Here is a 19,506-nt window from a genome sequence, read left to right as displayed (position 1 = left end):
TCCTCTATGATGTTTTGATTGTATTGTTTTACAGTTACGCCTAACGTCGTTGTCTATAGAAAAAAAATCATGAAAAAACAGTTTAGCCTTGGGATTTATTTATCCCACATTTCTGACTTCGGTTTTTCAGACAATACTCATGTTGAATATTATTTTTGTTGAACAACATCTATCTTTGTTTTGCAAACATTTAACATCAGTCTATAACGGATCGGTCAAGAATATCTTTATACTTTTGACTTTTTATTTATTACAGACGTTAGGCATATGGATTATTCTTTTATAAAATTTATTAGGTTTTTGCATAGTTCTTCTGATAAAGGTAGCTCCGGATTGCCATAACTTTGAAAATTAATTTCAGTATCGCGTGTCGGCACTTCCTTTAGAAGATGGTTCATATCTTCTATGATAGCCAATTTGGAATTCTCATTTGCTCTTGAAAGCAACTCAGCATCTTCAACTTGAATTTGAATATCGGTTGTCCCACCTATTATCAGAATAGGTATTTTTAATTTTGAAATCTCAATGCAAGGATCATATTTAAACCAGGAGATCATATAAGATTGAACACTCGGTCTGAAATACGAATTAAAATCACTTTTAACATTTTTAACTCTATAACCTTGTTTCAAACTGTCGATGATACTTCTGAATTGTTTTGCCAAATCCTCCGGCATTTTATCTCTTATTATAATTTGTTCCTCAAGAGTTTTATAAATTGGTTTTCCCGGGCCGCACAATGATATAAACTTAGTTACATCCGTTAGCCTTGAGGCTACCATACCAATTAACGAACCTTCACTATGGCCAACAACTATAATCCTTGAAAAGCGTTTATCGTTTCTTATATATTTAATCCACTCAACAGCATCGTTGATATACATATCGAATGTAAGATTTGACTCATCAACCATATTGTTGGCGCCGATTCCCCTTTTATCATACCGCAATGATGCAATTCCTTCTTTGAGAAAAAGCTCTGTAAGCATTTTATATGGATTGCCTTTACCGTAGAGATAATTATTACCATCTCTATCGGTTGGGCCGGAACCGGCTATTATCAATGCTATATCAACCGGTACTTTGGACTTTGGAATTTCTAAAGTCCCTTTAAGAATGTATCCGTTGACAATAATGGAAACTTCTTCGGCATTAATTCTAATTACGCTTAGAGTGGCTAACACTAATGCCAGAATAATATTTTTCATAACTATCCCTAATATGCCTAAAGGCATGTTATGTTAAAGACCAACACTGCCGATTTTTGAATTTTCATCTCATCTAATTATTTATTCTTTTCCAAGAACATTTTTGATTATCCGTCTCAATAATGTTTACTTCTTTTGAAGCTTCTTTATCGTTTTTATCGATTCAGCAATCAGTTCTTTCAAAACTTTTTTATCCACATCATCTAACTTTTTGATATATAAACAACTGCCTGCGCTGGTTTTATATTTTCCAAGTTTATTGAGTAAACTTTTCCCCGAGTCAAATCCACCCATCAGATATACAGTCAAATTTTGCTTGCGTGGCGAGAAGCCGGTTAACATCCAGTCACCCTCGCGTCCGCTGGCACCTTTATAATGATAGCTTCCAAACCCGACAATACTTGAACCCCACATCTTCGGCGTTTCTTTTGCAACTTGTTTCATTAATTTGAGAATCTCAAAACAATCTTCACGCTTTTGTTCATCTGCAATAGAACTCAGAAAATCTTCCACGCTTGCATCATTGGCCTTCGTTTTTAATTCAGCTTTCCTTGCCATGTCATCCTCTAAATTGGTTTCAATAAATATACAACCTTATCCAGATCGGTAAACCTTTTTAATTGATTCGTTGATCAGTTCCTTCAAAAAAAATTTCAACAACTGTAAAGTTCCTTACAAACTTCACTCTAGAGACTAATCGTTAGTTGCGACATCGAATCACGGAATTATTCTATCGTGCCATAACAGAATAAAAGCGCCCGAAGCGATGGCGAGGATTGCCATGAGCGTGCTGAGTCCGGTGAAGTAGATATTGATCAGGGGTATTAATCCACTTATGATCAACCAAATGCCTAGCAAAAGCATACCGATATTTTTTGTCAGTTTCATTGTTATTCTCCTTCTCGATAATATATTTAAGATCAAATTAAATTCGACCTGCGCTGTTAATCTCTCAATTCCTTTTTCGTAGCCTTTTGACTAAATCCTTTTTTAAGCGGTTATTTTACCTTTATTAACAATTACTATCTCATTCTATCTTTATATCATCAAACCATACTTTACTGCCGATATTTGATCCATAATTGATGCGGGCCAGTATACGCACTTCTTTGGTATCATTAGGTACAGTAAAATTAGTTTTTATTAGAGTCCAATTAGATGTTCCTTTAATTGGGTACGACGTGTGGGTTAAATCGTGAGCAACAGCCATAGCTTTATTATTATGATTATAATCCTTACATAGTACCATAATCTCAGCCGGGGCCCAAACATCTTTTGTTTTTATCCATCCGCTGATTGAATACTTTTTACCAATTATAAAATCATCAAAAGTTCTTGTCCAGTTGAACCCAAAGACATGATCTTTCGGAGGCATTGAGTCTATTGCAATTGATACCGAGTGGGAGCCGCTATGATGTTCTGTTGAATCCCAGGTAAAGGAAACAAAATTTTTTGTTTCAAGTAAAGGTGGTGAAGACCAGCCTTCAGGTCCATTTTGTGATTGGGATTTTATCTCAAAACCACCGTTGATCTCATTTTTGTTACTGGTCCCCCGGCATCCCATAATAAACGAAATAATTGCGGATAAAGAGAACACAAATAGCAACTGAAACAGAATGTTCTTTCTGTTCACCATATTTCTCCCTTTATTTAGTTACATAACGGCATGTTATGTTAAATATCAACACCGCCGAATTTAAGTTCTAAACTCATTCAATTATTTTTTCTTTTCCAAGAACACTTTTATTCATCTGTCTTTACGGATAGGTAAAGAATTATTTTGTCCTCTTGCTTTTTTACTTATTAAAGAGGTTATTTGGTAGTTTACTCAATTTCTTTTAAATATTTTCCCAACACTTTTTCGAGTTTTATCATTCTTACGACCATATCTTTCTGTATAGTTTCCCAATTAGCTTCATTGTTTAAACCACCATTAGAAATCGTTTTTATATAATGTTGTTGTCTTCCTTCTTTGTAATCCCATTCTAAACTATTTCCAAATTCATTTTCAATTACTGTTTTATTATTTAACAATTTATCAAACCGTTCCTTGTTTTTCTGCGCATCGGATGATCCAAAATATAAGTGAACATTAGATTTATTTAACCAAACAGAATAAACCCAATATAATCCAGATTTACCAGCACCGGCAGTAACCCAATTTTGATAACCAACAGGTGAAACATTGCTGAAGAGATTTGTTTTACTATTTGAATAGTTTAATAGCTGAGAAAAAAACTCAAATCTTTTTTTGTCTTTGTCACTCAAATCATTTTTGATTTTGCCAATATCACGTAATTCGTTTCCCGGCCCAGCAATAATTGTAAAAAGTGGTGCAGGCAACGATGAATCAATTTTAAAAGCACTTACCTTTATCAGGTAAAAGCGGATGTCTTCAGGAGAAATCTGATTCAAATAATTAATAACACTTACGTGTTCAGGTCTCGGATCAGGGCTAATCCATATCGCTGTTTTAGCTTCAAGGTTGGTTAAATATGTAAGCACTTTTCCTAAATGATCGTGATCTGTTTTTCCAAGTTGATTTTCGATGATTGCTAAATGACCAGAGTCGTCTTGTGCTAAAACATCCACATAAAAAGAGCCAACAGATTTTTCTATCTCAACTAAAGTAAGTTCAATACCTAATTGTTCTTTAAGATAATCTAGATTATTTCCTAGCCAAGTGGTAAAATCTTTCGCTTCATTTTTCCAGACTTCTCTCAATTCAACAGTAATTAATTTTGATATCATTTATATTCTCTCCACCATATAACTGCGTGACTTTTCAACCGTCCTCCCATAACAGCGATGCCGACATTATTAACGCAACTTTATTTTTAAAAATAACTTTGTTTACTAATCATATTGTTGTTTTTGTATTAAATCATCCATAAGACAATAAGGATAAATAAAACTAATTAAACAAAGTAAGATGGCTATGAAGTTTCTTTTCCACATCAGCCACACTCAATGTGGAATCTACTGTTGCATGGTCGGTGTTACTAAACCATCCGCAGAATAATACCTTCTTCGATTTGATAGCCTGAACAACTTTCCAGCAAAATGATGGTACTGCTGCTTTTCCAATTTTTTTATTACCGAAATAGCCACCACAAATAATATATAAACTATCTGTCTGCGACCATTTTCTTACTTGTGTCTCAATTGTTTTCCAGATACCCCTGTTTAAGTTTGGTGTTTGTGGGAGGCAGTTATAATATCTGAATGTTAACTCATCTTTTTTGCAATTGAATGCAAAATCTTCTGCATTAGCCAAATGTCCTTTATCATATGGACTTCCCTTGTAGTCTTCATCTGTGGCGGTTTGAAGGTTCGGCATATCATTTATAAATTTGAATTTCTTACGGTCACAATCACCTCCGCCTTTGTATAAGATGTAACTCACATACGTCGGTTCATGGAGAGTATTACTGAATTTGGCTTTATAAATACCTTTATCCACTTTAATTTGTGGAAAAACAAAGACCCAGGAAGAAATAAAAAGGGCAAAGATTGAAATTAACTTTTTCATTTCTCCTCCTTTTAATTTTTATTTATTAATATAACGGTATTGGGTTTAGCCCTTCGCCCATAACAGCATGCAGTTTTGAAAAGCTGACGTCAATAATTTAATTATTAATTCAATTAGTTACTACATTCAAAGAGCGACTAACATTTTTAACGAAACTCTATTACCACACGAATGACGCAATGTTTAAAGAGGTCGGTTTGGAAAACTGGTTATATGCTAATTATGAGTGAAAATAGTTAAATATGGTTTTAAGAATTCTTCTCCATAAACCGATTTCACATAATTATAATGAGTTACTGACATTGATTTTTCTATTTCATCAAGGTATTCTAAAAATTTATCTTTCTTATTTTGAGAAAATATCTGAGTATTATATTCAGAAATCATTGAGGGAATAGGGTTTTCGTATAATAACGCCTCGCAACCATTATCAATAAATATTGCATCGCAGTAAGGTAAGATATAAGAAACAATAGAAATATCATTTACCGTCCCTCGATTAGGAGGTTTCTTTTGACCAGACTTAGCTTTTCGTGCTAATGCCGTTATTAGTAAGCAATATATTTTAACGTAAGGGATAGAATCAAAGATGTCAGAATTTAAATATTCGATAATTCTTGGCAATAAATCTTTTTCTGAAACATTATTATTCTTAAATATATTTTCAAAACCACGGAATAATATTGAAGTGAATGGATTATTGATAATTTTGGGGATCAGACTAGAATCGTTTTGTGCATATAACTTAATGTTATCAAGAAAATCATGAAAAATTTTTCCACCATAAGATTTACTTTCTTTTTCATAAAATGATTGAAATGAAAAATTTTCTATTAAAGTCCATTCATCAAAAAGGTTTTTCATAATTTCATGAGTAGATTCACGAGCACGTTTAATATTTTCTATCCAGTCAACTTTATAGTCTGTTTCCAAAGTAATTATAAGTCTGCTCTGCCATGAATTTATATCATCAGAAACTACGTCAGAAGCATCTAGATCAATTTTGTTGAAATCATCACCTTTAATCCATTTCTCAGCGTGATTTAAGAACTGAGCAATTTTTATATCCATTGAATCACTGAATGTTATTCCATGACTGAATAATTCATAAATCCTCTTTAGTTCTTTGTAAAAAGGAGTAACTAATGATTCGTCTTCATGATAATAAGAATCGGGACATACAATTAATTGGAGTTTGCACAATCTTTCTATTTTTTCAAACAATAATTTCCAAAATGGATCTATTTTATTTTCTTGATATGCGTCAGTATTTGGATTCAATAATTTCATCATCTCACTTATAGCAAACTGGTCAAGATAGATTACTTTTTTATTAAGGGGTGGCAAAAAGTAAAGTTGTTCAGGCTCATCACGACTTGGGAACATACAATTACGACACCTTCGAGAATATGAGTCTTGATTAATTGATAGGACACCAAATTGTTCTTGTCCGCATTTGGGACATTTAATAAATGGTGGTGATATCAATATTTTGGGATCAAACACAAAAGTTTTCATTTTTTATTTTAGCATATAACGGCATGCAACTAAAGCGCCGCCAATAACTGCAATGACGAACTAAAAAGCCACTGCCGATAATTATTAACAATTTTATTTGATAGAACAATGTAAAAAGCAATGCTAAACATTTTCACAAAACAAGAATATTAGAATAATGATGCATGAAAATGCAGTCCAGAGGGAAAACGAATTTTATGGCATAATTACCTTAACACAAATATTTTTTAGATTCTATCAGTAAATGTTTTTCCTCCATCTGTTGTTCTTAGTATCGTTCCACCATCACCCACAATAACACCATGTTTTGAATCTAAAAAAAAGATACTATTAAGATTATATTTAGTTCCACTTTTTATTACGTCCCAAGTTTTTCCTCCATCAGTTGTATGGAGTATTGTACCTCTTTCACCAACGACTATACCATTATTTGTATCTGTAAAACACACGGATGTAAGGTCATAATCAGTTCCACTTTCTAGTTGCACCCAAATATTTCCTCCATCTGTTGTTCGAAGAATTGTTCCATCACTCCCAACAATAGTACCATTATTTGCATTTGTGAGGTGGACTTTATTAAGAATTTTTGTCGTTCCACTTGTTTGAGATATCCAAGTACCTCCTCCATTTGTCGTATGAAATATTTTCCCCTCATCACCTACAACTGTCCCATGATTTATATCTGAGAAGTAAACACCAAAAAAGCCACCTTTATGTTCACATGGTTGTTCCGCCCATGTTTGTCCTCCATTAGTAGTATGGAGAATTGACCCCATCCAATGAACGATAGTGCCATTATCTGAGTTTGTAAAGAAGACACTAGAAAGATATGTTTTGGTTCCAGAAGTTTGTGATTCCCAAGTTTTTCCTCCATCAGTTGTATGGAGTATTGTACCATCTGTTCCAACCACCGTACCATTATTAATATCTGTAAAATGAACGGACAAAAGCCCTTTTGTCGTTCCGCTTTCAATTGGCGCCCAATTATCTCCTCCATCAGTTGTCCGAAGTATTGTCCCACTCCATCCTACTGCAGTACCATTATTTTTTTCTGTAAAGCATACATCAGCAAGATCTTTGTTCGTAACATTTCTTGGTGTAATTGTGGTTAATGAAGACGTCGTTAATTTAAGATCATACGATTGATAAATTTTCGGGTAATCAATACTAAATACTTCTAACGCTTCATTATCTTCAATACTATTGTCATATGAAACTTTATACGGAGTATGTAGATAATCGTTATATGTTGGACTTAATAAATCTAGTCCTCTAACCGTATAATTTGATGAGTTCGAGGATGTTTCTCTTAAAAATATTTGCGTCTTACCGAGATTAATAATTGTATTTGGCAGAACATTAAATGTTCTTATAATAGAAGATTTACGTGGGGCACCCGGGGCTACAGCTGCTAAAATATTAGGACTATAAATAGAATACTTCTCAGGTTCGCATATTGCGCTGATGTAGAATTTTAGAATCAGTTTTTCATGAGGATCTTTGATAGTCGGGTATTTATTTTTACATATCAGCTTAAAAGATTTACTGGTGTTTGATAATTTAATATTTAGCGGATTTTCAGATGGATCCTCAGAAAACTGAAAATAATTATCAGGGAAAGTACCATCTTCATTGACACTTAAATAAATCTCAATTGTTCCAACAACTATTGATTCTTTTCCTCGATCAATATCATGAGGGTTACTAATAATTACTGTTTGATTCGAACTACAAGACATTATTAATAAAGGAAGTAAAATAAATAATGATTTTTTCATTTTCTCTCCTTCATTTTATTTAAGCATAAGAGTTAAATTCATTAAACCATTTTGGCGCTATAACTCGAAGTTTTCTAAAGAAAGTAAAAAAGTTCACACTTGTGATTTGTATGCCACTTTTCTGACTTTGGTCTCACAGACAATATTTGTTAATTTATATGTATAAAGTCTTACGACTAATATTTCGAGAGAGCTGAAAGGAAATGATATTTTGAATTTGATGACGCATCGTGGATTTATCTTTGTTGCTTTTGCAACTTAAACTAAAAAGAGATATCTGTCAAATGGTGAGAAGCTACCGGCAAGAAACGTATCCGGCTAAAAAGTATGATTCTCTGTTTCGATGATAATGTACAACAGCGCATAAGTGCTGGTTAATGGGATTGGGATAATTTTCCGAAAACGAACACCCAGTTGGATAGGTAATGATTCTAAACTAAAATTGCTATTTTCACACGCCATATATATCACAGATTTAGGTTCGGATTGAATAATGAATTGGCACAGGTATTACATATACATTTTTTTGTGTCTACCAATTGGGGGAAGCTCTTTTTCTAAGTTGCATTTATATACAACATCCTTTTTATAGATTCGGTTATATCCAAGCTTTTCTCTACACGAATTGTTTCTCTTATTTGTTCATGTAATTTTAGAAGTCTGTGGCTCTTAAGTAATTCAACAAATATTATGTAAAACACCAAATATGTGAAACCAAAAGTCAAAAGTATTTCTATTAAATTTAGTTCAGGCATGAAGAATTCTTCAATTAACAATTTTCATTTCATTATTTAAATTTTTTTTCGTGGGTAATCTAAGATAATTTATGAGACCCATAAATCGAGCGAAGGGATGAAAAAGGAACTACATCTTTTATGTGAAGAAATTTAAGGAAATTACTCGCCAATGAAGGAGGTAGTATCAATAGCGGATTTATAAGAGTCTAAGAGTTCCCATCGAACCGATAAAGACGAATTTTATCATGTGCCTGTTCATTATTCCATCAGCAATAATAATAACGATTCTGGTCTGAAATCGCTATTTTTACGCTTCTAAAATAAATCCTTCAAAACGCACCATGCTCAAATTTTTTCTAAGTTTCTTCAATTCCAGAATTTAATTACAGCTTAAAATCATCTTCCTAAAGAAGCAGCTAGAAATTCTAATTAGGTCCACAAAAAAATTCAAATCACTAGTTGGGATAAACTCTTCTTTTCCACTATCATCTCTTTCTTTAAAAATTGGAAGGAAAGTCTGGTAATCGTAAAACCTGAGACCATAATTTGATCTGGCGAATCGGAGTGTTACATGTTTTTAATGACTGATTTGATTATTGCTCTAGGTTTTTGTTGGTCCCCCCACTAGAATAGAACCAACAACTAACCCCACTCAAATACTTTTGCACCAATTCTGTAATCGTATACGCTACTTCTGGTTCCGCATATTTTTGAAATTGACAATTTCATTTTTCCTTATTCCTAGAAATTACTTGCAACGCAAATTGAATGTTTCCAATATATTATTATCGCAATTAATAAAGATTAATTAAGTGGAATGTTCTTTGCTATTAGAAGCGTTAAATAATATTTGGCACACAAAAATTATTTCTTATCCGCAGGATTTTATAGATTGTATTTTAATAAATCGAATTTGGTCCCGCCATTAACTAACAGAACCAACAACTAACCCAAACTACTTCTGCAACAATTCCCTAATCCTATTCGCTATCGCAAATGTGTATCTATCCTTCCGATTGATCTTAACACAACTCTCTATTTCCTTCCGAAATTGTCTAAGCAGAATACTGTCTAGCATTTTCTGATACTTTTTAGCATACTGACACAAAATTAAATTAATTAGCCATCGATTCTAGTTCACATTCTCAGAGCTATTTTGGCACTGCTATACCTAATCAAAGAGTATCGATTCAGCTTACGGATAATGGGACTTTGAAATTACGTTTATGTGAAATAGTGCGAATAATAAACAGTGTTTATGGATTGGCTCTTAGCCAGTAAATTTTTAGTATTTTAATCCCGCATATTTGTAATACGAAGTAAAGGAGAAAGGATTGGGTAATTTTGAGGGCAACATTTATAAATCCGTTCTAATTGGAGAGCAAGAATGGATGGTCGATAATATAAATGTGAATCGCTTCCGTAATGGCGATTCTATACCCGAAGTCAAGGGGGATAAGTGGTATAGAGAAAAGGCTGCTTGGTGTTATTACAATAATGATTCTGAAATCGGAGAAAATTACGGTAAACTATATAACTGGTATACCGTGAACGATCCAAGAGGATTAGCACCACAAGGTTGGCACATTGCGACAGATGAAGAATTCAAAACATTGATTAAAGTTGTAAAAAATAGCAGTAATGCCTTAAAAGCAATAGGGCAAGGAACCAGCAACGGGATAGGTTCAAACAGTAGCGGATTTTCAGCATTACTTGGGGGCTACCGTGGCCTCGATAATTGTTTCTTCTATATGAAGGAATTCGCTTATTTCTGGAGTTCTACTGAGGTGAGCAGTACTTACGCACGTTACCTTTACCTAAACCTTAATAATAATAATATCTGTCTGGCCGATTACGGCAAGGAATTTGGTTTTAGTGTTCGTTGCATCAAGGACTAGTTGTGCGAGACGTTAGTTTTTGTTGGTTCCGCCAGTTACTAACAGAACCAACAAACTAAACTCACACACCTACTTCTGCATCAATGACTTGATACTTTCGATTACTCCGAAGTTATATCGATCCTTGTGATCTATCTTGACCCAGTTCTCAACATCCTTCCGAAATTGCTTCAGCCGAATACGATCAAGCATTTTCTGATCAAGAATACCAAACGGAATATATTTATTCACACTCTTCCTCCCGAATGTAAACAGCTGCAAATACATTCATATCATCATCGATCTTACAATACTTTATTCCACATGCTATAATTGCTGCAACCATAGCGCCGTTAGAAATATACTTAAACTGCCCTTTGATTTTTTTTGTCCATTCTTCACAATAACTCTTAAGAGAATAGCTCGTTCTAATTGAATTTATTTTCTTTCCAATCCGTTGCTGCCCTAGCCACTCGAGACATAACATAAATTCATTTATTGGTATTGGGTCTTCTGAATACTTTAATCCAGTATACATCCCAGCGCCCGTTAATGTTGGTTCAAGCTTTAAGACTAGATTAAGTAAAAGTTCATTTGTGTCCATGATTTTGTTCCTTATTGAAATATTATTGATTTATAAACCGAAGCTGGCACTTTTCCCGATAACACACCTTTGTATATCGGCAATGATTTGTCCGTAACAACTCGGACCCAGCCAAACTTTTTCTGAGCTATATACTGGATGACCATTTCAGTAACCCAAACGCCAAGCATCTTCGTTACGATGTCGCTAGTTTTTCTGTGACCATTATCTTTCCATATTTCAAAAAGTTGGTCTTTCCCGATCTCATTTAAGACCTTGTAGGTCATGCTGTAGCCTGTCTCTTTTCTCGGTTTTCTTGTTTTCGGATAATTATGCTTCTTGTGTTTTTTATGCTTCATAGGGTTCTCCTATTAATATTAATAGATACATAGGTTAAAACATGTTTTCAGATTGCGAGTTGTGCGGAAAGCCTGGGTTGGTTTTGTTGGACCTTCCAGATAAATTCAGTTGTCAGTTTTGTTGGTTATCACCCATACAGTTTCCAGTCAGGGTTGGTTTTGTTGGTCAGCGTTAACATAAGGATAGCCAAAATAAACAGCTCCCGATCGCTTCTGGCCTAATAGCCAACCTAACCAACATAAGCCCCCATTTCCATCCATACTAAACCATAGTTTGCCATACTTTTGTCTCCAAAAAAATCTTCGTTTTTTCGCTCAATTCAAGCATTACCATACTAAACCATACTTATCCATAGTCTGGTGAACCTGGTCTGTAGCTATTTATAATTATCTATAATACTATTTACCTACCTAGGTCAAATAAAGTATGGTATAGTATGGATAGGTATGGTTTTGCTCATTTTTACCTCATTTTAACAACATTTTTTAGCACGTCAAAGTATGGTTCAAACCATACTTAGTATGGATGATTTTTCACCACTGATAATACTGTTGCCTGTTTCCCAACATGTCATTTAGTCGTACTGCTTTGATTCCGTAGATTTCTAATTTTACAGTTAAAGAGGTTTTTGTTTCCGGATTCTTTGGATAGATATTGTTAAACAACTTCAAGGCTGTATCCTTTAGAATTTTCCCTTGTACGTCAATATGAAGTACGTTTATTCTTGGATTTACTAAAGAAAATTCCTGACTTTCGTTCAACCAGTCTACATCCCCATCTTTCAGATACTTTGCAAACTCCTGGAATCTGTTCATACCTATTTTTATTAATGCAGATTTCTCATTATTCATGAATACTGTCTTGGCCTTAATTGGATCATACTCATAATTCATTAAGTACTGTGCAAATGCTGGGATCTCAACCGAAAGAGAATTTAAAAATGCTTCTGGATCGGCATTAAACCAGCTGAATTCACGTAAAGGTATTCCGGTATTAACCACATTAAATCGTCTGTCTCCATCTTCGATCAAAACTGGCACTCCTTCATTGCTAAAAAAAATACAATTAACAAAGTTCTCTATCGGGAATGGTCTAATCTGCTTTTCATTTATCCATATTTCAGAATCAGTGATAATTGCTTTTATCTTCGACTTAACACTGTTACGGGAACTATTGTCCTTGTTAGCCACTTCATTAAAAGCTATCATCATTACATTCTTTAAGTATCCATTGAATTCAGACTCTAGCATTTGGTCTTCTACTTGGATTACCTGCCTTTTACCAAACAATGGTTGCAATATGCGCTCGCGAAGTACATTCTTACCTGCTCCTTGAGGACCCTTAAAAACCCAGGCTGTAAACTGTTTCTCACGGGTTTGTAAAATTCCGGCTAACCAATTAATGAATCTTTCACACTCATCTGGCCTAGGAATCAGGTTGGCCAAAAGTTTTGAAATACTGGGACAGCTACTTGAGAGCTCGATTATTTCTTTATTTTTTTCAAACATCAGGTACCTGGAGGGTGTGAACAAATTGAAGTGCTCATTCTCAAAATCAAATTTCCTATCTAAAAATGGATTATAAACAGCTTTTAACACGGGGAATATTTCAGGCATTCGCTGTCCGCTTGAAATCATGATTTGTTCCAGAATTTCTTTTCCTACACCCAAATAAACTTCGTCTTCATTTCTGTTATAATATGCATAAGCATTTGTGGCCCTCTCGATGAAGGGGAGGTATTTGTTGGTCAACCTTTCACCAAATCCTTCCTTTTCTTTCTTGTACCTCTGCACTAACCCATTTGCTTTCACTTTTCGGTAATCGGCAAGAATATCAGTCTTATGTTTTGAAAATGTTTTACACATTTCAGAAAAATAATCTGCTCTTGTTATTTCATTTTTGATCAGTAACGCGAAACTTAGTGCTTGCTCGTAGGCCGCGCTTCTTCCAATTGCTGTTTTAATTACTTCCGGTTTACATATCTGTTTTAGTTTCCACAACTCCCCCTCTTCCGCTTCAAGAACTAATTTTGAAAAATCATCAACGCCTTTAGCGCGTACATATTCGTCTGGGTCCTTATGTGAACCAAGTTTAGTATGTTCAAGTACAAATACATTGATATTGGTCGAGCTTAGAATAATATCAATCGCCCTAAGTGTGTTTTTGGGACCGACTTTATCGTTATCGAGTGCCAGAATTACATTCTTGACCTTTTTCGAAACGAGCCCGGCAATATGCCGCTTACTAAACAAACCCTGTCCTAAGGCTACTACATTATTATATTCTAATGCAGGTAAAATAATTGCATCCGGATAACCTTCAACGATAAGAAGAGTTTCAGCCTTTTTAATTTTATTCAGACCAAACAAATCTTCTTTAACGGTTTTGAATGTACTATCATATCTCTCATAAATATCATTTCCATTCTTATCTTTTTTGGGTGATCCATCCTTATCTAATTTCTGCAATCCCTTAGAGTCAGGTACTCTTTTTATGATACCAGTAATCATACCTGAACGATTTCGGTATGGGAAGGCAAGTCTAACAACGTCTCCAAGTGCCCCCTTTAATGGAAGCCGTTTTATTTGCTCATGAAGTGCCGGAAACGTTTCATTCAGATGTTCTTTTATTTCAGCAACAGGAGGGAAGTAGAAAAATTCTGTTTCAATTAATTTGTCTTTTCCATATTTGCGCTGGTCGGTTAGGTAATTGAGTACTTCTGTGCCTTCTTCTTGATAAAGTTTTTCTTTACCCCATCGTACAACTTCTTCCAAGAGCTGATGCGCGATACGGCGGTTAATCTCAGTTTCTTTTTTCTCTGTAGGTATAGTGAAGTTTTTAAGAGAGGATAAATCTATTTCGTTATGTAGTTTGAACTTTTCAACTATCCATTTTACTGATTCTTTTATTTCATAATTAAGAGTGAGCATTACTAGATCGATCACTGAGCCACCGGCTTCACAGTTAAAACAATGACAAAGATTTGTATCGGTGTTCATTACAAAACTAGTTCCGCTTGCAGAAGGGTGACCTGAGGGACAAGAACCTTTTAGAACATTCCCGGACTCTTCAAAGTCCAGTTGTAATTGATTTGCAACTTCTTTAATAGTTACTTTTTCTTTTAATATTTTGAAAATAGATTCTGTACTTGTATTAGAACTTTTCTCCAAATTTGTTTGAAAATTCATTGTTATTTAATCCCTTGTCGAAAGATGTTAATGCGGGTATTACCTCTAGTCTATTTGAATGTATTAAAGTTTTTAACATTTTTATAGACGATGAATAAGCAATTGGTTCTACATATGATCTCATATTAAAATAATCACTTATTTGTTGTCGTAGTTCAGGGGTGTCCAAAAAGGTAAATGTCGTCGAGTTGCCGATGCGCTCATGTTTTATGAGCTGGCAATGCTGGACAAGAAGATAGGCGCATAAATAGAAGTCTTTATGCTGATAGTATTTCGAATCCATTGGGATTCTCCTAGTTTAATAAATTAATAGGTTTTCAGTCAATGATAGAATTACAGTTGTCAGATAGGCTGTTTTGTGTGTATCAAGTATTCAATTGCTATGATTAAGTATAAATGATTCTGGAATATAAAGCCAAGTTTTATTTTCAAAAAATGAAAGATTTTTTTGGCTCTGTAACTTGTTTTAAATAAGGGGTTTCCGGTGTAGGTTTTGTTGGTTCGGCGGTTTTTCAGTGGCAACAAGCATTAATGACTTGTATTTTTATTTACCTTTTGATGTTGGGCTAAGAGTTTGTTTTGGAGAAGAAGAAAAGATTGTTTTTTAAGCTAATCAACTTCGGCTGAAATATATTTTTTCTGTCTCATTTGAAATAATGGTCAAACTTCTGTATTTTTGTATTAGTGGTGATTCTTTGATGAAAAACCCAGCCATGAGAATGCTTGGACTAAGTGGTGGAGTTGCTGGTAAATAGACCCCGACTTTCTCAATATAATGGCATACATAATAAGAAACGATATTTTTTCCTCTCAACTCCGGGATTATAATTCTTCCTTATAAACTTTTTTTAGAACTGTAAAGTTTATAAGGTGAAATATGCTCAAATCATCAAAGAAGCCATCTGGCGCTCCATTAAGTAATCCGGATTATGCATTATCAGGAAATAATAATTCGGAAGGTGTTAATTCCTCATCATCTCTGCAATACTTAGGTTTCAGTAATAGCTCATCCTCAATTGAGGACGATCTTCAGATAATTCGTAATAGAAAAAAAAGAATCTATTTAAGATTTACTAATTATCCGAACGATCAAAAGCTTATTGAAATTTATCCTGATCCTAACAAAGCTCCAATCGTAACTGAGCCTTCAATTTATTGGACATATTTTTCTTACCTATTCACGAATCAAGACAAATATTCCTTATCTGATTACGCTAAAAAATCAGGCCTTTCTAAATTCGATACGTTCAAGAAAGGAGTTGCAGTTGAACCATTTAGAACCGCAGCAACTCGATTGTACAATTTAGTAAAAGGTACCCAACATAATGAAGCGAAAGAAATCGCTGAATCAATTCGAAGATCAATTGTCATTTCTAGTAGAGGAAAACAAAAGTTAATCGAATTCATTCATTTACCATTCATTCAGTTTGAAGTTTTTTAGTAGCACACGACTTGTTTCTGTTCAGAGACCAATTTCACATAAGAAATTGGTCTTGCTATTTCAAGATATGACAAACCATTTCACACAATTTCACAATAGAATAAAATGTTGCAAGGACATTCAAAATGTTTCTTTTTTTATTTAACGCAGGAAATACGAAATGTTCTTTGAAATACTGATTGGATTAGCAAAGCCTAATCGTTCCCCAATAAGGTTACGGGGATAAAAGTAGCCTTAGAAAATATTATTAACTAATTCTTTACTAAATAATTAAAAGGAAACAAAAGTGAAATTTTTAAACAGATTAAATAATGACGGCAGCATAAATCCAGAGAAAGTTAGTAACAATATGCAATGTGGAATTGACGTACATGATAGGATGGTGTTTTCTGATCCACAAATTCAGTTATTATCCTTGGGCGATTTCGTTCTACGTTGTAGATCAATTATTAATCAAAGCGGAGATGATAAGTCTGATCTTAATTTCTTTATATCATCATATGGGGGTGATGTTCATACTGCTTTAGGGATCATCGATTATATGCGCATTATGAAGCTAAAAGTAAATACCATTGGAATTGGGCCTATCATGTCAGCAGCCGTTCCGATCTTAGCTAGCGGCACTGGTAAAAGATCAATCACCAGAAACTCAGTAGTAATGATTCATCCAGTTTCTGCAATGTTTAATGGTACAGCATTAGACCTGACCAATGATGTTGCGCAAGCCAAGCAGTCTCAAGATAAGATTTTCGGAATACTAGGGAAGTACAGCACACAAACTGCTTCATTCTGGAAAAAGAAAGCTTCAACTAATTTTTATTTATCTCCCGAACAATGCCTTTCTTTTGGTTTGGTCGATGAAATAATCGACGACCATCAAAAGATCTAGATGAATGGAAAAAACCGGGGGATCTACCAATCCTTCCGGTTTATTTTTCCGGGTCAAAATCTTAAAAAAACAAAAGGATAAAAAATGAAAAGCCTCATGTATCCATTACATGGAACTGATATTCCTCCGTAAAAAGACAGCATCCTTATATCGAGAGGATTTAGCTCCTCATATTAACTTTAACAAATAAATACATGAAAAATAAAAAATCAATAAATACTCAGAAGCACAGAGATTGGACGAATAAATCGTTCAATTTCATCCACGGGTGTGAGCACGGCTGTCTGTATTGTTATTCTCTTGAAATGGCAACGCGTTATGGGTGGAATAATCCAAAGGATTGGACTACAGAAAGAGTTCGGCAACATGATCTTAATAAAAAGATCGGAAACGTTGGTGAACTAGTTATGTTCCCTTCATCTCATGATATAACACCGACACATCTTGAGGAATCTATACAGTTCCTTAGAAAAATTCTGGAAGCTGGCAACGATGTATTAATAGTCAGTAAGCCACATCCCGAATGTATCGAAAGAATCTGCAAAGAGTTTGATCAATGTAAAAACAAAATATTGTTCAGATTCACAATTGGTTCTACAAATGATAAGGTGCTGAAATTCTGGGAACCAAACGCTCCTAGTTTTAAGGAAAGACTCTCTTGTTTGAAACATGCATTTGATAATGGATTTCAGACAAGTGTTAGCTGCGAACCGATGTTGGATAATCACATTGAGCGAGTAGTTAAACGAGTTGATCCTTATGTAACAGAAACAATCTGGATGGGAAAAGCCAATAGACTTCTTGGTGTTACCGGACGCGGTCGTCTTGAGTTTAACGGTCATCTAAATCCAGAGACAGAAAAGAAAGCTCTGCAGTTAATTGACTGGCAAAGCGATCAAAACATTATCAAGCTTTACGAATTACTTCATACTAATCCGAAAGTTCGTTGGAAAGAGAGTATTAAATCAGTGTTGCGAAAGCATTCTCTTCCGGTTTGATGATAGATACTTATTTATAAAATTCGGCATAAGATGAGTAATGGCGAAGAAGATATGTATCCCCGCTCTTGATAGCGAGGGCTCTTCTGATCACCAGATGTTAAACAGCTCTAAGTTCTTTGACAAATTGAATATTCTATTTCCAAACAAAATTCAATTCACGATTAAAGAAGTAGCAACGATTCTAAATCTCAGCTACGATTTTGTTCGCGAGAAGATATCCGGCGGATCAATAACCGCTGTAAAGTTTGGAGATAGATATATGATAAGCGTTTTTGAGCTTGAGCGAATTTTAGCGCAAGGTGTCAAATGAGTAAGATACGCAAACTGGAAAATGGCGGGTACCGCGTAGACGTTACTACTTTTGAAGGTATTCGTTTACGCCCGACCTTCCCCAGAAAAGAAGATGCTTCAGATTACATCGCTACAATTGAAAAAGAGAAGCTTGATTTCAAACTAGAGCGCCATGGTGTTCGCAGAAGAAAAATCAAATTCTCTGATGCAATTGACAGCGCAATTCTGGAGAAAAAGTCTCTAGCTAATAAATCGTATGTGAAGTACAAGTATGTTTTTGAAACACTGCTTGAATTCGCAGACGCTAATGGGCTAAAGCATATTAACGAATTCACAACTTCTCATGCAGATGAGTTCAAGAAAGTTCTGATGCAAAGCAATGCATCACCTAAGACGATAAATTTCTATTTGACAGCGATTAAATCTCTGTTCAAGGAACACGTCTTGCGGGATATCATTCTGAAAAATCCATTTGATTCTGTGAAATTAGAAAGGGTGAAGCAAAAAACTCTTCTCGAAAGAGAGGAGGATTACTATGATACTTCAGAAATCACTGCTTTCTTTTTGCAGGAAATGGATCCAAAGTTTAAGATTGCTTTCATCGGACTTTTCTTAACCGGTATGAGGGTAGACGAATTCATTAATCTAACTTGGGAACGTGTGGATTGGAAGAACAAGCTTCTCCAGATTAGAAGTGTTCCCGGCTTTGTAACAAAAAATGCTTCTTCGGAACGTGATATACCTATGAGCAACGTGTTATTTCAGGTTGTTAAATCTCTGAAAGAAAGCACGTCCTCAGAATATATTTTCGTCCATCCGAAGGGTAAAAAACTTAGCGAAAAAACCATGCTTAGTGCCTGTAAAAAAATCGCTAAAAAAGCCAAAATTAAGAAGAACGCAACTAATCACAAGTGGAGACATAGCTTTAACTCCCATCTTAGTCAACAAGGCGTTGATTATTCAGCAAGGCAATACTTGATGGGACACAAACCTCAGTCAATGACGGATCACTACACTAAAGTAGATCCGAAGAAATTGCATGAGGTGATTTCTAAGTTAGATAGTTTAATTAATTATTAACATTCAGCTGCTGTCGAAATTGA

The 19,506-nt window shown here is 34.6% G+C and carries 17 protein-coding genes; 6 read left to right on the top strand and 11 right to left on the bottom strand.

The annotated features are described in order from the left end of the window. Window positions 1–272: 272 nt before the first annotated feature. The 8 genes from NTX65_12460 to NTX65_12425 all read right to left on the bottom strand — a co-directional run bounded on the left by NTX65_12460 (window position 273) and on the right by NTX65_12425 (window position 8,036). The gene (locus NTX65_12460) at window positions 273–1,208 is read right to left on the bottom strand and encodes an alpha/beta hydrolase (protein MCX6170149.1); all 936 of its coding nucleotides are present in this window, start codon (window positions 1,206–1,208) and stop codon (window positions 273–275) included. Between the two features lie 126 nt (window positions 1,209–1,334). Further along, on the bottom strand, window positions 1,335–1,766 hold the full coding sequence (locus NTX65_12455) for a DUF1801 domain-containing protein (GenBank protein ID MCX6170148.1): 432 nt from the start codon (window positions 1,764–1,766) through the stop codon (window positions 1,335–1,337). Between the two features lie 159 nt (window positions 1,767–1,925). After that, a complete protein-coding gene (locus NTX65_12450) occupies window positions 1,926–2,096 on the bottom strand; it encodes a hypothetical protein (protein MCX6170147.1) in 171 nt (56 codons plus the stop codon). A gap of 139 nt (window positions 2,097–2,235) precedes the next feature. Continuing rightward, entirely contained in the window at window positions 2,236–2,844 is a 609-nt protein-coding gene (locus NTX65_12445; GenBank protein ID MCX6170146.1) for a hypothetical protein, read from the bottom strand. A gap of 188 nt (window positions 2,845–3,032) precedes the next feature. After that, window positions 3,033–3,959: a DUF4268 domain-containing protein gene (locus tag NTX65_12440; protein ID MCX6170145.1), complete on the bottom strand. Its 927-nt coding sequence runs from the start codon at window positions 3,957–3,959 to the stop codon at window positions 3,033–3,035. Window positions 3,960–4,122: 163 nt separating this feature from the next. Then, window positions 4,123–4,740, bottom strand: coding sequence for a DNA/RNA non-specific endonuclease (locus NTX65_12435; GenBank protein ID MCX6170144.1), 618 nt, complete (start codon window positions 4,738–4,740; stop codon window positions 4,123–4,125). Between the two features lie 216 nt (window positions 4,741–4,956). Beyond that, window positions 4,957–6,126: a hypothetical protein gene (locus NTX65_12430; GenBank protein ID MCX6170143.1), complete on the bottom strand. Its 1,170-nt coding sequence runs from the start codon at window positions 6,124–6,126 to the stop codon at window positions 4,957–4,959. 359 nt (window positions 6,127–6,485) lie between these two features. Next, window positions 6,486–8,036 carry a YCF48-related protein gene (locus NTX65_12425; GenBank protein MCX6170142.1) on the bottom strand — a complete coding sequence of 517 codons (1,551 nt, stop codon included), beginning with the start codon at window positions 8,034–8,036 and terminating at the stop codon, window positions 6,486–6,488. A 2,071-nt stretch (window positions 8,037–10,107) separates the two neighbouring features. Between NTX65_12425 and NTX65_12420 the strand changes: the two genes are divergently transcribed. Next, on the top strand, window positions 10,108–10,671 hold the full coding sequence (locus NTX65_12420; protein MCX6170141.1) for a fibrobacter succinogenes major paralogous domain-containing protein: 564 nt from the start codon (window positions 10,108–10,110) through the stop codon (window positions 10,669–10,671). A 223-nt stretch (window positions 10,672–10,894) separates the two neighbouring features. Here NTX65_12420 and NTX65_12415 read toward each other — a convergent pair whose 3' ends face one another. From NTX65_12415 to NTX65_12405, 3 genes are all read right to left on the bottom strand, one after another. Continuing rightward, entirely contained in the window at window positions 10,895–11,254 is a 360-nt protein-coding gene (locus tag NTX65_12415) for a hypothetical protein (GenBank protein ID MCX6170140.1), read from the bottom strand. Window positions 11,255–11,265: 11 nt separating this feature from the next. Further along, a complete protein-coding gene (locus tag NTX65_12410) occupies window positions 11,266–11,592 on the bottom strand; it encodes a hypothetical protein (protein MCX6170139.1) in 327 nt (108 codons plus the stop codon). A gap of 534 nt (window positions 11,593–12,126) precedes the next feature. After that, the gene (locus tag NTX65_12405; protein MCX6170138.1) at window positions 12,127–14,781 is read right to left on the bottom strand and encodes a DUF5906 domain-containing protein; all 2,655 of its coding nucleotides are present in this window, start codon (window positions 14,779–14,781) and stop codon (window positions 12,127–12,129) included. Window positions 14,782–15,658: 877 nt separating this feature from the next. Here NTX65_12405 and NTX65_12400 point away from each other — a divergent pair. From NTX65_12400 to NTX65_12380, 5 genes are all read left to right on the top strand, one after another. After that, window positions 15,659–16,222, top strand: a complete 564-nt coding sequence (locus tag NTX65_12400) for a hypothetical protein (GenBank protein ID MCX6170137.1) — start codon at window positions 15,659–15,661, stop codon at window positions 16,220–16,222. A 286-nt stretch (window positions 16,223–16,508) separates the two neighbouring features. Next, a complete protein-coding gene (locus tag NTX65_12395) occupies window positions 16,509–17,111 on the top strand; it encodes an ATP-dependent Clp protease proteolytic subunit (protein ID MCX6170136.1) in 603 nt (200 codons plus the stop codon). Window positions 17,112–17,305: 194 nt separating this feature from the next. Continuing rightward, window positions 17,306–18,109 (top strand): hypothetical protein, encoded by an 804-nt coding sequence (locus NTX65_12390; protein MCX6170135.1) that lies wholly within the window; start codon window positions 17,306–17,308, stop codon window positions 18,107–18,109. Between the two features lie 40 nt (window positions 18,110–18,149). Continuing rightward, window positions 18,150–18,422, top strand: a complete 273-nt coding sequence (locus NTX65_12385) for a helix-turn-helix domain-containing protein (GenBank protein MCX6170134.1) — start codon at window positions 18,150–18,152, stop codon at window positions 18,420–18,422. Then, window positions 18,419–19,483, top strand: coding sequence for a tyrosine-type recombinase/integrase (locus NTX65_12380; protein ID MCX6170133.1), 1,065 nt, complete (start codon window positions 18,419–18,421; stop codon window positions 19,481–19,483). The genes NTX65_12385 and NTX65_12380 overlap by 4 nt, the downstream gene beginning before the upstream one ends. Window positions 19,484–19,506: the final 23 nt, after the last annotated feature.

Source organism: Ignavibacteriales bacterium (assembly GCA_026390795.1).
Classification (GTDB): Bacteria; Bacteroidota; Ignavibacteria; order Ignavibacteriales; family Melioribacteraceae; genus Fen-1258.
This window is presented reverse-complemented; position numbering and strand designations above follow the sequence as displayed.